This window comes from Halorubellus litoreus, assembly GCF_055378595.1.
In genome coordinates this window covers 227,189-241,300 of the sequence record NZ_AP043834.1, presented here as the reverse complement: position 1 = coordinate 241,300, position 14,112 = coordinate 227,189, and the positions used below count along the sequence as shown (strand labels likewise).

General features: G+C 71.4%; 18 protein-coding genes. 11 read left to right on the top strand and 7 right to left on the bottom strand.

What is annotated here, in order from left to right:
• Nucleotides 1-62 precede the first annotated feature (62 nt).
• A complete protein-coding gene (locus tag ACZ48X_RS01070; RefSeq protein ID WP_336351427.1) occupies nt 63-989 on the top strand; it encodes an arylamine N-acetyltransferase family protein in 927 nt (308 codons plus the stop codon).
• Between the two features lie 70 nt (nt 990-1,059).
• Here the strand turns inward: ACZ48X_RS01070 and moaA are convergent, their stop codons facing one another.
• On the bottom strand, nt 1,060-2,037 hold the full coding sequence (moaA, locus tag ACZ48X_RS01065; RefSeq protein WP_336351428.1) for a GTP 3',8-cyclase MoaA: 978 nt from the start codon (nt 2,035-2,037) through the stop codon (nt 1,060-1,062).
• Nucleotides 2,038-2,223: 186 nt separating this feature from the next.
• On the opposite strand from moaA, the gene ACZ48X_RS01060 reads away from it, so the two are divergent.
• Nucleotides 2,224-2,883, top strand: a complete 660-nt coding sequence (locus ACZ48X_RS01060; protein ID WP_336351429.1) for a hypothetical protein — start codon at nt 2,224-2,226, stop codon at nt 2,881-2,883.
• Nucleotides 2,880-4,202 carry a hypothetical protein gene (locus ACZ48X_RS01055; RefSeq protein ID WP_336351430.1) on the top strand — a complete coding sequence of 441 codons (1,323 nt, stop codon included), beginning with the start codon at nt 2,880-2,882 and terminating at the stop codon, nt 4,200-4,202. Before ACZ48X_RS01060 ends, ACZ48X_RS01055 begins: the two co-directional genes overlap by 4 nt.
• Nucleotides 4,203-4,217: 15 nt before the next feature.
• Here the strand turns inward: ACZ48X_RS01055 and ACZ48X_RS01050 are convergent, their stop codons facing one another.
• Nucleotides 4,218-4,901: a TOBE domain-containing protein gene (locus ACZ48X_RS01050; RefSeq protein ID WP_336351431.1), complete on the bottom strand. Its 684-nt coding sequence runs from the start codon at nt 4,899-4,901 to the stop codon at nt 4,218-4,220.
• Nucleotides 4,902-4,952: 51 nt separating this feature from the next.
• Between ACZ48X_RS01050 and ACZ48X_RS01045 the strand changes: the two genes are divergently transcribed.
• The 4 genes from ACZ48X_RS01045 to ACZ48X_RS01030 are packed head-to-tail and all read left to right on the top strand — an operon-like array spanning nt 4,953 to nt 7,768.
• Complete coding sequence (locus ACZ48X_RS01045; RefSeq protein ID WP_336351432.1) at nt 4,953-5,870, top strand: extracellular solute-binding protein; 918 nt, start codon at nt 4,953-4,955, stop codon at nt 5,868-5,870.
• The gene (locus ACZ48X_RS01040) at nt 5,867-6,679 is read left to right on the top strand and encodes an ABC transporter permease (protein ID WP_336351433.1); all 813 of its coding nucleotides are present in this window, start codon (nt 5,867-5,869) and stop codon (nt 6,677-6,679) included. Before ACZ48X_RS01045 ends, ACZ48X_RS01040 begins: the two co-directional genes overlap by 4 nt.
• A 48-nt stretch (nt 6,680-6,727) precedes the next feature.
• Nucleotides 6,728-7,525, top strand: a complete 798-nt coding sequence (locus tag ACZ48X_RS01035; protein ID WP_336351434.1) for a GNAT family N-acetyltransferase — start codon at nt 6,728-6,730, stop codon at nt 7,523-7,525.
• A gap of 54 nt (nt 7,526-7,579) precedes the next feature.
• The gene (locus ACZ48X_RS01030; protein WP_336351435.1) at nt 7,580-7,768 is read left to right on the top strand and encodes a hypothetical protein; all 189 of its coding nucleotides are present in this window, start codon (nt 7,580-7,582) and stop codon (nt 7,766-7,768) included.
• Between the two features lie 5 nt (nt 7,769-7,773).
• On the opposite strand, the gene mobA is transcribed toward ACZ48X_RS01030, so the two are convergent.
• Nucleotides 7,774-8,469 (bottom strand): molybdenum cofactor guanylyltransferase, encoded by a 696-nt coding sequence (gene mobA / locus ACZ48X_RS01025; protein ID WP_336351436.1) that lies wholly within the window; start codon nt 8,467-8,469, stop codon nt 7,774-7,776.
• Between the two features lie 216 nt (nt 8,470-8,685).
• Here mobA and ACZ48X_RS01020 point away from each other — a divergent pair, with 216 nt between their 5' ends.
• Both ACZ48X_RS01020 and ACZ48X_RS01015 read left to right on the top strand, forming a co-directional pair.
• Nucleotides 8,686-9,186, top strand: coding sequence for a hypothetical protein (locus tag ACZ48X_RS01020; protein ID WP_336351437.1), 501 nt, complete (start codon nt 8,686-8,688; stop codon nt 9,184-9,186).
• Nucleotides 9,187-9,318: 132 nt separating this feature from the next.
• A complete protein-coding gene (locus ACZ48X_RS01015) occupies nt 9,319-9,933 on the top strand; it encodes a GNAT family N-acetyltransferase (protein ID WP_336351438.1) in 615 nt (204 codons plus the stop codon).
• A 39-nt stretch (nt 9,934-9,972) separates the two neighbouring features.
• Here ACZ48X_RS01015 and ACZ48X_RS01010 read toward each other — a convergent pair whose 3' ends face one another.
• The 4 genes from ACZ48X_RS01010 to ACZ48X_RS00995 all read right to left on the bottom strand — a co-directional run bounded on the left by ACZ48X_RS01010 (nt 9,973) and on the right by ACZ48X_RS00995 (nt 11,796).
• Nucleotides 9,973-10,266 carry a hypothetical protein gene (locus ACZ48X_RS01010; protein ID WP_336351439.1) on the bottom strand — a complete coding sequence of 98 codons (294 nt, stop codon included), beginning with the start codon at nt 10,264-10,266 and terminating at the stop codon, nt 9,973-9,975.
• Between the two features lie 17 nt (nt 10,267-10,283).
• Nucleotides 10,284-10,517, bottom strand: a complete 234-nt coding sequence (locus ACZ48X_RS01005) for a DUF2249 domain-containing protein (protein WP_336351440.1) — start codon at nt 10,515-10,517, stop codon at nt 10,284-10,286.
• A gap of 182 nt (nt 10,518-10,699) precedes the next feature.
• Nucleotides 10,700-11,293 carry a hypothetical protein gene (locus ACZ48X_RS01000; protein WP_336351441.1) on the bottom strand — a complete coding sequence of 198 codons (594 nt, stop codon included), beginning with the start codon at nt 11,291-11,293 and terminating at the stop codon, nt 10,700-10,702.
• A 104-nt stretch (nt 11,294-11,397) separates the two neighbouring features.
• Nucleotides 11,398-11,796 carry a universal stress protein gene (locus ACZ48X_RS00995; protein WP_336351442.1) on the bottom strand — a complete coding sequence of 133 codons (399 nt, stop codon included), beginning with the start codon at nt 11,794-11,796 and terminating at the stop codon, nt 11,398-11,400.
• A 194-nt stretch (nt 11,797-11,990) separates the two neighbouring features.
• On the opposite strand from ACZ48X_RS00995, the gene ACZ48X_RS00990 reads away from it, so the two are divergent.
• Both ACZ48X_RS00990 and ACZ48X_RS00985 read left to right on the top strand, forming a co-directional pair.
• Entirely contained in the window at nt 11,991-13,436 is a 1,446-nt protein-coding gene (locus tag ACZ48X_RS00990) for a S8 family serine peptidase (RefSeq protein ID WP_336351443.1), read from the top strand.
• A 46-nt stretch (nt 13,437-13,482) separates the two neighbouring features.
• Nucleotides 13,483-14,091, top strand: a complete 609-nt coding sequence (locus ACZ48X_RS00985; protein WP_336351444.1) for an ArsR/SmtB family transcription factor — start codon at nt 13,483-13,485, stop codon at nt 14,089-14,091.
• Nucleotides 14,092-14,112 lie beyond the last annotated feature (21 nt).

Genomic DNA, 14,112 nt, shown 5'->3' with positions numbered 1-14,112 from the left:
AAGTACCCTGCAATCGGGTTCGGCACACGCTCAAGTACCGCGCGACCGAACGTCCAAACCGAATGACAGGGTCCGACTCGCTCGACGGCCTCGACGTCGACGCGTACCTCGACCGCATCGGCGTCGACGTCGACAGCGTCCCCGAGCCCGACTACGAGACGCTCTCGCGCCTCCAGGCCGCGCACGTCCAGCACGTCCCCTTCGAGAACCTCGCCATCGTCGGACACCCCCACCGCGCGGACGCGACATCGGGCGACGACGCGAATCCTGTCGACGCCCTCGCCACCGGCGTCGTCCTCGACACCGACGCCATCTTCGAGAAGATAGTCGAGCGCGAGCGCGGCGGGTACTGCTTCGAACTCAACGGACTCTTCCACTCGCTCCTCGCCGAACTCGGGTACGACGTCGACCGCGTCGCCGCACGCGTCGTCGGCCGGGACGGCGACGCGCGCCCGCCAGCGAACCATCACGCGAACGTCGTCCACCTCCACCGGCCGTTCGTCGTCGACGTCGGCATGGGCACCCCACAGATGCGGCAACCGACGCCCCTCGACGGCACCGAGGTCACGGACGACGCCGGGGTCACGTGGCGCGTCGTCGAGAGCGACCGCGACGACGCCGACTACGAGACCCAGTACCGCGAACCACACGAGCGCGACTGGCAGACCAGATACGTCTTCGACACCACGCCGCGCACGCTCTCGTACTTCGACGCCACCAACGACTACCTCCAGACCTCGCCCGATTCCCCCTTCACGGCCGGGCCGACGCTCTCCATCGCCACCCCGGACGGCTACCGGAAGCTCGACGCGGACACGCACACGCTCGTCACGTTCCACGACGCCGACGACGGCACCAGCCCCGGCCCCGACGCCGTCGGCCGCGACGACCGAACCCGCATCGAGAAACGAACCAGGGAACGCCCCGTCCCACCCACCGACTGGGACGTCGTCCTCGAATCGACGTTCGGCATCACGCTCGACACCTGACAGCGACCGCTCGCGGGTCGACACGTCGAACCAAACCGAGGCATCGAACCATCCCGTGCCAGGAGCGCGGTCAGTCGTCGCCCGCCGTCGGCGCAGGAAGGTACTTCTCGTTGACGACCCACTCGCCGTCGTCGTCCTCGACGAGGTACTCGCCGTAGTACGGGACGCGGTTCGCGACCGTCTCCTCGAACGTCTCGCGGATCTCGTCTCGGGTCATCTCGCCCATCGACCGGTGGTCGTCGCCGCGGTTCAGGCAGCCCTTCAGTTTGCCGTCGTGCGTGACCCGAACCCGGTGACAGTTCGCACAGAAGGTCTCGTTCCCGACGGGGTCGACGATCTCGACCATCCCGCCGTCGACGAAGTACCGCCGTCGGTCGTGCATCTCGCGGTGCTCGACGCGGTCGGCTTGCTCGGCGAGCCACCCGTGGACGCGCTCGATGTCTATCGCCCACTCGGGGTTCCCCGCGATCTCCGGCATGTACTCGATGAGCTGGAGCTGGAGGCCGTCGCGTTCGGCGACGCGGTCGACCATCTCTGGGACGTATCCAGCAGTCCCCTCGAACACGACCATGTTCAACTTCACGGGCGCGAGGCCAGCGTCGAGCGCCGCATCGACCCCTTCGACGACGCGGTCGTACGCTCCGGATTGCGTTATCTCCGCGAACGCCTCCGGGTCGACCGCGTCCTGACTGACGTTCACGCGCACCACGCCAGCGTCCGCGAGCGCCTCGGCGCGCCCAGGGAGGAACGTCCCGTTCGTCGTCACCGAGATCTCCATCGAATCCGGCGTGCGGCGGACGATCTCCTCCAGGTCCTCGCGGAGCATCGGCTCCCCGCCCGTGAACTTCACCTTCCCCACGTCGTACTCGGCGGCGACGTCGAGGAACCGCACGACCTCGTCCGCGGTCATCTCGTCGTCCTGGGGCTCCTGCGGGCCGCGCGTGTCGCCGAGGCCCTCGTTGTGGCAGTAGACGCAGTCGAAGTTACACCGGTCGGTCAAGGACACTCGTACGCCCGAGACCTCGCGGCCGAACGCGTCCGAAAGCATCTACGTTCGAGTTGCGGGCCGACGCGGATAAACGTCGCGTCCACCCCTGTCGAAGCGGGAATCCACCCGAACACGTTCGCTCCGGGTTCCGGGGACCCCGCCGGCGACGTGCGGGCATCCCTCGTGTTGCAGACGCTGGGACGAGTCACGAAACTTATGGGTCGGGGAGCGGCTACGATACGGACGATGTCGCCCTCCAGACGCGCCCTCCTCTCCGCAGCGACGGCCGCGACCGCGAGCGTCGCGCTCGCGGGCTGTAGCGGCACCGGCTCGTCCGAATCGCACGACGAATCCCCCGCGAATCCCGCCGACGGCGGTGGCGGCGACCCCCCGCCGTACGCGTACCTCCGCGTCGACACAGACCTCGCGGCGGTCTGGCGGTCCCGCGGCGACCAGTCCCGGCGCGAGGCCCGACGGTATCCGGGCCCGCACGTCGTGGATTCGCAGTCCCGCGCGGACGACCTGGAATACGCGGACATCGATGGTGTCGACGCGGTCCGCGAGTTCGTCGCCGACACGGACTTCGACGCCGAGACCGTCTACGTCGACCAGCGCGAGGTCCCCTCGTGTTACCGGCTCGAACTCTGCGGGGCGTCGTGGACGAGTACCGACATCGACCTCGAGTACTCGCGCGTCGGTCTCGCGTACGACGTCCCCTGCGAGGCGGACGCCAAGGTGACCGAAGCGCGATTCCTCCGCCTCCCGGACGCGCTCAGTCACGATGACGTGACAAGCATGGGGTCGAGCACCGGCACCGGCGGCTGTCCCGGCGACCACGAACCGGTCGCGGGCGGCGAGCCACCCGGGCACGACGACGGGACGACGACGGAGGGGGATTCGGCGTGACTGGGAGCGACGGCGACGACTCTCGCCGTGGGTTCCTCTCGGCGCTCGGTGCGACGACCGCCACGGGCGCGGTCGCGGCGCTCGCCGGGTGTTCGACGCTCTCGAACGACGGCTCCGACCGAGTGACCTTCCACGCTTCCGAGCTCCCGGACGTCGACGACCACCCGGTCGTCGCGGTCGGTGCGACGTACCCGACGTCGGTTCCGCGCTCGCACCGCCGGGACGCACAGATTCGAGCGAACGACGCGCTGGAGGACGTCCCAACTCCCCTGGGTGCACGACGCGTCCCGAACGGGCACGTCCGCGAGCACCTCGCGGACGCGGTCACGGAGGCCCGAAACCGCCTCGACGAGGCGCTCAGAGCGCCCACGCCCCGCGAGACCCTCGAGTCGCTCCGCGCGGCGCGCGCTCACGCCCGGTACGCGTCCGTGGGCTGGGACGCCATCGAGGACGGCCTCACCGTCGCCGCGCTCGAGGACGAGGCGACCGACGTCGCGGAACGCGCCGCCGACGCGCAGCACGCGATGGAATACGTCGGCACCGACCCCGCGCCCGCGGTCGTCGTCCACGCCAGCCGCGAGCGACTGCTCGACGAGGCCGGGTCCGTCTCCGAGGACGTCTCTCACGGCGACGTTCGCGTCCTCCGCGTCGCCGAGTTCGGCGAGCACGTCGAGCGCGCGACCGCGTCGCTCGCGGACGCGAGGATGATTGCGGACCGGTTCCGCGACCGCCAGCCCGACGACGCCGCGTCGCTCCGACCGACCATCGTGGACGCACGCCAGCGACTCCGCGAGGAAATCGAGTCGGCGGTCGCCGACCTCCCGAGCGAGGACGCCGCGATGACCGTCACCGGCGCCGACATCGATGACACGAGGACCGAACGCCTCCTCTACGAACTCCACTTCGAAGCGACCGCCGGTGACCCAGCCAGGTCGCGCCACGGCCCGGCGTCCGGAGTGCTCGACGCGATCAGGCAACTCGCTGCAGTCCGTGCCTATCGGGCGGTCCGCGAGCGCGTCGCCTCCGGGACGCGCTACGAGGTGACCGGCGCGGACGCGGTTCGCGACGCGTACGCGACCGCCCACGAGGCGCTCCGCGCCGCGCCCCGTCGGAGCGACGCCCCCGTCCTCGCGCGCGCCGCCCTCCGGTACGCCGCCAGCAGCGTCCGGTTCGCGGACGAACGACTCGCCCAGCAATCCGGCGAACTCTACTCGCACGACGTCGACGACGCGTACGAGCAGTACGTCGTCCAGGGGGCCATCGCGGAGGCGACGCCGGTCGCCGTCGGTACGGCGCTCGACGCGCTCGACGCGAACTGACCGTCCGCTCGCCGGTCAGTGCGGCGTCGCGCGCGTCGCCGTCGCTTTGAACGTCGCCACCACCTCACGACCGGGTTCGAGCGTCAGGCGCTCCAGCGAGTCGACCGTCACGAGCACGGGGAGCGTCACGTCGCCATCACCTATCGCGACGTCGACGAGCGCGACGGACTCTCGGCGGTCGACGCCCGCGACGGTACCCGCGAACCGGTTGCGGGCGCTAGAGGCGTCCGCGGCCGGTGCGTCGTCGGGGTCGTGGAGCGTGACCGCGTCCGCGCGCACCGCCACCTGGACGTCGTCGGCGTCCTCGAACAGGAGCGCGCGGACGTCGCCGACGTCGGTCGCGACCGTCGCGAGTTCGCCGTCGCGCTCGCGGACCTCGCCGGTGAGGACCGCCACCTCGGTCCCGGCGGTGTCCGCGAACGCGGCGCGGACCCTGGCGAACCGCGCGAGGAGCGCGCGAGCGTCGTCCGTGAGTCGACTCCCGCCGCCGCTCGCGCCACCGCGCTCGCGCTCGACGAGCGCGCCGAGTTCGTCCTCCAGCGCGCCGAGTCGCTTGTGCGCTCGCGAGTACGACCGTCCGAGGGCGTCCGCCGCCGCGGACAGCGACCCCTCGCGGTCGACCGCCGAGAGCAGCGCGACGTCGCGTTCGTCGACGGTCGCGTCCCCGACCCGCAGGTGCGCTTCGAAGCCGGCGTCCATGCCGAACGCTTGCGGCGAAACCGTTATGTCCTTTTCGACACAACGCTCGCTATGCGCCGGTCACGTCGCTCGTTCCTCGCAGCCGCAGGTGCGACCGCCGCGACTGTAGGTAGCGTCGCGCTCGCCGGCTGCAGCGCCCTCTCGACGCGGAGCGACCCGGTGCGCGTGCTCGCCGCCGGGAGCCTCCAGCGCGCACTCGATCAGGGGCTCCGCGACGCCGTCGACGCACCCGTCGCCGTCGAAGCCCGCGGGTCCGCGGCCGCCGCGCGCCTCGTCGCCGACGGCACGCGCGACCCGGACGTGCTCGCGCTCGCCGACGTCGCGCTCTTCGACCGGCTCCTCGACGACCACTGGCACGCCTCGTTCGCGTCGAACGCGCTCGCCGTCGCCACCGCCGACACCTCCGGCGGGCGCGCCGTCGCGGACGCCAGCGACCGCGAGGACGCCCACTGGTACGACCCCGTCCTCGACGACGACGCCGCACTCGGTCGCACCGACCCCGACCTCGACCCGCTCGGGTACCGGACCGTCTTCCTCCTCGACCTCCTGGCCGCCCGCCACGACCGCCCCGGCCTCCGCGACGCCGTCCTCTCGCGCGACCAGGTCTACCCCGAGACCGCGCTCCTCTCCGGGTTCGAGACCGGCGCCATCGACGCCGCCGTCGTCTACGAGAGCATGGCCGCCGACCGCGGCTACGACGCCGTCGACCTCCCCGCCGCCGTGGACCTCTCCGACCCCGACCGGGCCGACGCCTACGCCGAGGCGTCGTACGACCTCCCCGACGGCGGCGTCGTCCGCGGGAGCGTCGTCGAGTACGGCGCGACGCTTCGCTCCCCCGACGACGACGTCGCACGCGGCGTCTTCGAGACGCTCGTCGCAGGCGACTACCTCGACGCGCACGGGTTCGAGGTCCCGAGCGCGTTCCCGCGGTTCACGCGGGACGCGCCCGACGCGCTCGCCGGCCGATGACCGCAGACGAGTCGGCGCTGGCGACGCCGCGGCGGCGTCCCGGCGTCGACTGGCCGCTCGTCGCCGCCGGCCTCGGCGTCGCGCTCCTCGCGCTCTACGCAATCCCCGTGCTCGCACTCGCCATCGCAACGCCACCCGGCGAACTGCTCGCGCGCCTCGGCGACCCCGCGACGCTGCGCGCCGTCGGGAACTCGCTCGCCACTGCGACCGCCGCCACCACGATAGCCACCGTCTTCGGCGTCCCGCTCGCGTACTGGCTCTCCCGGACCGGCGGCCGCCTCGCCACCGCCGTCACTGGCATCGTCGTCCTCCCGCTCGTCCTCCCGCCCGTCGTCGCCGGCATCCTCCTCGTCAGCGTCTTCGGCCCGAACGGGCTCGCCCCCACTACCACCGCGTTCGGCGTCCAGTTCACGCGCTCGTACCTCGGCATCGTCGCCGCACAGACGTTCGTCGCCTCCCCGTTCGTCGTCGTCACCGCCACCGCCGCGTTCGACCGCGTCGACCCCGCCCTCGAGGACGCCGCGCGCAGCCTCGGGCACGACGAACTCGCGACGTTCCGCCGCGTCGTCCTCCCGCTCGCCTGGCCGGGCGTTCTCGCCGGCGTCACGCTCACGTTCGCCCGCTCGATGGGCGAGTTCGGCGCCACCATGCTCGTCGCGTACTACCCGCGCACCGTCCCCGTCCAGATCTGGCGCGCGTTCGTCGGCAGCGGTCTCGACGCCGCACTCCCGCTCGCCGCCCTCCTGCTCGCCGTCTCGCTCGCGGTCGTCGTCGCCCTCCACCTCCTCGGCGCCGACCCCTGGCGGTAACCCGGTAGCCTGCCAAGAACTAACAGGGCGGACGCGGTGGGTTCGACCATGGCTCGCTCGCACGAGTTCGACCACGACAGGCGACGCCAGATCTACGAGTACGTCGAACGCAACGGCGCGGTCGACCCCGAGGACGCCCGGCAGGCGCTGCTCGTGCAGCCCAGCAGCAACTCGAAGCCAGCGCGCTCCGGCGCCGAACTCAAACCGTCCGTGCCGATGTCGAGCGAGGAGTTCGACCACCACGTCAGCATCCTCGAACGCGACGGACACCTCGAGGTGCGCGACGGGAAGCTCCGCGTCGCCATCCCGATCGACGCCGACGCCACCACCGTCGAACTCGACGACGTCGAAGCGACCGTCCGCCCCGCCCAACAGGAGGACATCGCGGGCATCCTCGGCGTCATCGAGACCATCGCGAGCGACGAAGCGTACGTCGTCGCGCGACGACTCGCCGCCGACGTGACGCGCGACGAGGTCCTCCTCCGGCACAACGAGAGCGAGGACCGCGTGTTCTTCGTCGCCACCGTCGACGACGACGCCGTCGGCTGGCTGCACGTCGAGGTCGTCCAGGCGCCGAACATGTCTCACACCGCCGAGCTCACCGTCGGCGTCCTCGACGCGTACCGCGGCGGCGGCCTCGGGTCGACGCTCATGGAACGCGGCCTCGACTGGGCGCGCTCCGCGGGCGTCGAGAAGGTCTACCAGAACCTTCCCGCGACGAACGACGCCGCCGTCGCCTTCCTCGAGGCGAACGGCTGGACGACCGAATCGACGCGGGACGGCCACTACCGCATCGACGACGAGCTCGTGGACGAGGTCCAGCTCGCCATCTGGCTCGACGACTGACGACGCGGGGAGACGGCGGGGGCTTTTCCGACTGGCGCTCGACTGACGATGGAGATGGGACTCTTCAGTGAACTCGGGCGGAGCGTCGAGCAGTTCAAACGAACCGTCGAGTCGACGGCCGAGGAGACCGCCGAGTTCGCGTGTCGCGCCTGCGGGACTCGACTGCACGCCGACCACGAGACCTGCCCCGAATGCGGCGCCGACGCCGTCCGCGAGCGCGAGACCGAGGACGCCGAGGACTGACGCGGTCAGCGCTCCAGGTCCGCTCGCGAGTCGACGTCCGAGAGCGACCGCGTCGAGAACCCGTGGTCGCGAACGTCGACCTCGTGGGCCGCGAGCGCGTCGAGGACGTCGCGGAACCGGCGCGACCCGGCGGCGAGCGTCGCGTCGACCGCAGCGGCGAGCGCGTCGGTCCTGTACGCCGCGCACGTCGGTTTCGGGTAGCCGTCGACGACCGGGACGACCGCGTCGACCGCGTCCTCGGCCGCGGATTCGGCGTGGCCGGATTCGTGCCCGTCGAGCGCTCCAGCGAGCCACCGGACGAGCGCCGGGTCGAGCCACGGGAGGTCGCACGCCGCCACGACGACCACCGGCGCGTCCACGCAAGCGAGCGCGCTCGCCAGTCCCGCCACGGGGCCCTCGTCCGGGCGCTCGTCGAGCGCGAACCGGACGTCGACGTCGACGCCGTTATCGTCGAGGGCGGCCGCGAACGCGTCGCGCTGGTCCCCGCGGCAGTTCACGACGACCGACGCGCACGCGGCGTCGAGGGCGTCGACGACGCGCGCCAGCATCGGCTCCCCGTCGACGGTCGCGAGCGCCTTGTCGCCGCCCTCGAACCGCGTCGACCGGCCACCCGCGAGCACCACGCCTGCTACTGGTCGGGAGCCGCGACGCTCGGCGGTGTCGTCGTCGCCGGACGCGTCCCCCTCGTTCGAGTCCGCCATCTGTCCGCGCTTCGACCACCACACCCGTAACGCCGTCGCTCCACGCGCCCATCGAGCACCACGCCGGTAACGCCGTCGCTCCACGCGCCCATCGAGCACCACGCCGGTAACGCCGTCGCTCCACGCGCTCATCGACTCACCAGAGTCGACAGACGACGACCACCCACCCTCGAACGTATCAGAAAACATTTACCAATCGGCGGAGGCGGAACGGCCATGGAACGTCCGAGCCCGCGCCACGTCGTCGCGACGCTCGTGCTCGCCGCCATCGTCGTCTCGCTCGCCCTCCCCCCGCTCGGCGGTCCACCGACGGTCACCGTCGAGAACCACGACCAGAACCGGACGTATCGCGTCACCGCCTACGCCGTTCAGGACGTCGACCAGCCCTCCTCGGTCGACTTCCTGGCCACCACCGATGACCGACGCGAACGCGTCCGCTTCGAGGCCGTCTTCTGGCAGAACGACGCGGACTACCGGAACGTCACAGTTGCTAGCCCCTACGGTGCGAACGGGAGCGCGCTCGTCCCCGCCGGCGGGAACGCGACCGTCGAACTCGACGGGTACGACAGCGAACCGACCATCGTCTACGTCGTCGAACTCGCGGACAGTGAACGCGTCGTCCACGTCGACGCGACGCGCTGCAGCAAACCCGACCAGTCCGTCACGGTCGCCGTCGACGACGGCGACTTCCAGAACGGGTCCAGCGTCTGCGCGTAACCGACGTCGTCACGCGAGCACGACTCGCCGGAGCGGGACCGAACGAGTTCGGGCTACCACTGCCACTCGTTCTCACTGCGAGAGAATCACACGACCCTTTCAGGGACCTGAACGTCGTATTCCCGTGCAGTCATGGCTTCGAACGCGTGCAGCGCGTGGTGGCACGGTGATTGCGAGGGCACCAGCGCCTGCCCACCACGATGTCCGCGGTTCCGCGACAGCGACGGCCGTCCGTACCTCGTCCAGCTCGCAGCTGACGACGCCGCCGCCGGTCTCCTCGACGACCTCGTCGCGATGTACCGCGACTACCCCGCCGAACACCGCTCGATGGGCATCCCACCAGTCCACGAGGTACGCATCCGCGAGTGGCTCGACAGCCTCGCGGCGCGCGGCCGGAACGTCGTCGCCACGCTCGACGGCGACGTCGTCGGGCACGCCGCGTACGCCCCGCGGGACGCCGCCGTCCCCGAGATGCTCGTCTACGTCGACCCCGACCATCACGGCCGCGGCCTCGGCACCGAACTCACGAAGCACGTCCTCGCGCACGCCGCCAGCGACGGCTGCGACGGCGTCGCGCTCGACGTCTCCCGGGACAACCCCACCGCCATCCACGTCTACGAATCGCTGGGGTTCGAACCGACCGACGAGACGCCGATGGAGGTCGAGATGCGCGTCGACACCGACCACCCCATCGTCCTCCACGTCCGCAAACCACCCGCGGACCGCGACCTCGAAGCGCCGAACTGACCGCAGCAGAAAACGAGGTGACGGTGCCCGGGAACCGCGCTATCGCTCGGGGAACAACGCCGCGACGGTCGCAGCGACCATCGCGTCCGGAACGCCCGCGTCGGCCGTCGCACTGACGTCCGGGAGCGTCCGTTCGGCGATCCGCGACGCCAACCGCTCCAGGACCGCGCGCTCCACCGGGTCGAGGGCCGGTCCCTCACCGTCCATCCCCCGACACGCGGCCAGTTCCCGCTCCGCGTCCGCCACGACCGTGGCCACGACCGCGTCGCCGTACGCGTCGACGCGCTCCTGGGCCTCGTCCACGCCGTCCACCCCGTCGACCTCGTCGACCACGCGTCCGTCTCCAGCCGTCACTCCTTCGGGAACGTCGCCCGGAACTCGTTCGCGCCGACGCGCTCCACCTCGTAGCCGTCCGCGTCGAACGACTCCACCTCGGCGTCGAACTCGTAGAACAACGGCTTCGGGTCGTGGTCGTTCACCACCGTCACCGACTCGCCGCTCGCCACGTTCTCGAACGCCTCGTGGATCATCGGATGTCGCTCCTGCGGTGGTACCTCACGAACGTCGATCTCGGTTCCAGTCATGCACGCTAGCGTCGTCGAGCCGCGTCCGTCGTCGTTCCCCCGAACACGTTCGTCGACGTGATCGGCCGACCGTGCTCGCGCGCCCCCCGTCGGGCGACCGTGCCTGCGACGGCCCCAGTCGGTCGACCGTGCCTGCGGCGGCCCCGGTCGGTCGACCGTGCCCTGTCCCCCGTCGGCGGCACTCAGACGTCGAGCGTGCGTTCGAACGTGAACGTCTCCGAGACGCCGGCCGCCCGTGGCGTGAGCTTGATGACGACCTCGCCGTCGTTGCTCTTGATCTTCTGTCCACCGAGGAGTCCGACGTCGATGTCGCGACCGATACCCGACAACGTGCTGCCCGCCTCGATACTCCCGACCGCCTGCTCCTCGTCCCAGACCTTCTTCCCGCCAGTGAACACGCGGATGCGGACGACGACGTCCGGCGCTACGTCAGTTCCGCGGTTCTCCAGGGCGTACGTGAGCGTCCGGCACGTCGCAGAGCACGTCTCGACGCGCTCCACGGTCGCCTCGAAGTCCACGTTCGCGCTCCCATCGCTCCCGTCACCGCTCGACGCGTCCTCGCTCGTCGTCGCACCATCGCCCTCCTCGTCCGCTCCCGCACCGTCACCGTCGCTTGCGGTCGTCGACCCGTCGGCGTTCGACGCGTTCGTCGCTGCACCGCTGTCGTCGCCGGCCGCGGTCGTGTCCTCGTCGTCGTTCCCGCCGGTCAGACAGCCCGCGGTCGCGGCGACGGTCGCCGTGGACCCGACCGCGGCCATGAGCTTCCGTCGCCTCATTCGAGACCCTCCAGCATCGTTACTTGCACAGTTCCTCACACGGAACACAAAAGGTCTGTCGGCTCGCCGACCGCCACGCTCGGCGACGGCCGCTCCCGATGGAGCTACCTGTCGTCCATGTGCGCGAACAGGACCGGCCGGTCGCTGTCCAGGATGACGTCCTGGGAGACGCTCCCGAACAACGCCTTCCCGGTCGGCGAGCGCTTCCGACCCGCGACACAGATACAGTCGACGTCCAGCTCGTTCGCCCGCTCGACGATCTCGTCCGACGGCGTTCCGGACTCCTCGTCGAGGTTGTACTCCACGCCCGCTTCCTCCAGGACCTCGGTCGCGCGCCGCACCGACCCGACCTGGTTCACGGACGCCCCCGACGGGTTCTCCTGGAAGATGTGCAGGACCGTCACCGACACTTCGCTGTCCGCCGCTGGCAGGTCCGCGACCGCCTCTGCCTGCGCCGTCGCTCGCTCCTCGCTCTGGTCGACCGGAATGAGAACGTGGTACATACGCGTCGCTTCGCCCACCGGTGGCTTATGCGTTCCCCCGATATGGGCGGCCCGTACCCGAATATGAGCGGCCTGCACCCGAATATGGGCGGCCTGCACCCGAATATTGACGGTCCGCACCCGAAGACGTATGCCGGACGTGGGCGACGCCCCGCACCCGAAGACGTATGCCGGAAGCGGTCGACCCCCCGACGATGTCGAGCGTCTCGGCACGAACCGTTCTCGTCGTCTCCGTCGTCGTGCTCGCGCTCGTCGCGAGTCTCGTCGCCGTCGCACTCCCGGGCGGCGAGCAGGCCGCCGCCGAACCCGCCACGAATCAGCCGGACGAGGACGTCGTCGCGGTGCACGCGGACGGCGTCACCGGCGACGGCGTCGACGTCGCCGTCCTCGACCCGACCGGGTTCGACACCGACGCGGCCGCGTACGCAGACGCCGTCGTCGCCGCTCGCGCGTTCGGCTCCGGGACGACCGTCGGCCCGAACGCGGGCGACGTCCACGGCACGCGCTCGGCGCGCCAGGTCGCGGCGGTCGCACCGAACGCGAGCCTCTACCTCGCCGGGTTCGACGGCGAGAGCGGGTACGGGCGCGCGATGGCGTGGGCGGTCCGACGGGACGTCGACGTCGTCGTCGTCCCCGCGGCGTTCCACGGCAAACCGGGGACGGGCGAGTCCGTCGTCGAGAACGTCACGTCGCGAGCGGTCGCCCGCGGCGTCGTCGTCGTCGCCGCCGCCGGAAACACTGCCCGCGGCACGTACCGCGCGACGTACGACCGCGTCCGGAACGGCGCGCTCGTCGTCGAGGACGGCGTCCGGAACTACCTCCGCGGCGAGGACCGCGTCGTCCGCGCGTGGCTCTCCTGGACGAACGCCGGCCCCAGTGAGTCGTACGCGCTCGAACTCTACCGCGTCACCGAGACCGGACCGCGACTCGTCGCGCGGTCAGTCCCCTACGACGCGGACGGGGAGCCGAACGCGCGCCTGAACGTCCGCGTCGAACCCGGTACGCACTTCCTCGTCGTCCGCGGTCCCGACCGACCCACCGGGACGACCGTTCGCGTGACGAGCGCGACGAACGCGCTCCAGCACGCCACCGTCCGCGGGAGCCTCGTCGCGCCGGCGACCGCCGACGGCGTCCTCGCGGTCGGCGCGTGGAATCCCGTCCAGGGGCGACTCGCGGCGTACAGCTCCAGCGGCCCGACGCTCGCGGGCCGCCCCGGCGTCGACGTCGTCGCGGACGCTCGCGCCGACGACGGCTTCCGCGGGTCGTCGGTCGCCGCCGCGCGCGCCGGTGGCGTCGCCGCGCTCGTCCGCGCCGTCCGCCCGAACGCCACGCCAGCGGCCGTCGAATCCTCCCTCGAGGGGACCGCGCGCGACGTCGGCGTCGAGGGCGTCGACGCCCGCACCGGCGGCGGCCTCCTCCGACCCGAACGCGCCGTCGCCGCCGCGCTCGCCGACGCACGGAACGCCACCGCCGAATCCGGAACCACCAGCCCCGCGCTCCGGAGCCGAGCGGACCGCGGACCCGACGCGCACGGTCGCTCGTCGTCGAAATCGACCGATCCCGCAGCACTCCCCGTTCTCGCGAACGCCCTGGTACTCTTCGCTTACGCTGGCGCTCGAACCACTCAAGCGCGGCTTTGAGCTACGACCACGGTTAACTTCGCGCCGCCAGAACGTCGAGATAGCCATGGGGAGCCTCATCGAACGCGTCCAGGGGGAGGTCGCCGACAGCGACGAGCGCCCGCTCGTCCTCGACGTCGTCGACGGCGAATCCGACGTCGTCCTCGACGCGCTCGCCGCCGACACCCGCCGTCGCGTCTTCCGCGCGCTCTTCGACGAACCGGGGACCGCGAGCGCGCTCGCCGACGACCTCGACGAGAGCGTCCAGACCGTTCACTACCACCTCTCGGAGCTACAGGACGCCGACCTCGTCGAACGCGTCGACACCCGCTACTCGGAGAAAGGCAACGAGATGGCGGTCTACGGCCCCGCGAGCGACCCGATCGTGCTCGTCGGGAACGAGGAGTTCGCGCCCGCCGTCGAACGCTCCATGACGCGGATCGTCGGCGGCGTCGGCCTCCTCGCCGCCGCCAGCCTCCTCGTCCAGTTCGGCGTGGAACGGCTCGCGCGCGGCACGCGACTCAGCGGCCGCGCCGCGGAACCCGCGAGCGCCGTCGACGGCGTCGCCCCCGACGGCACGCTCGCGAACCTCCTCCTCGACGTCGTCGAACCCGGGCTCGCGTTCTTCCTCGGCACGCTCGTCCTCGTCGCCGCGCTCGTCGTCGCACGCCGCTGACCGCGAGCGCGCGGAGTTCTC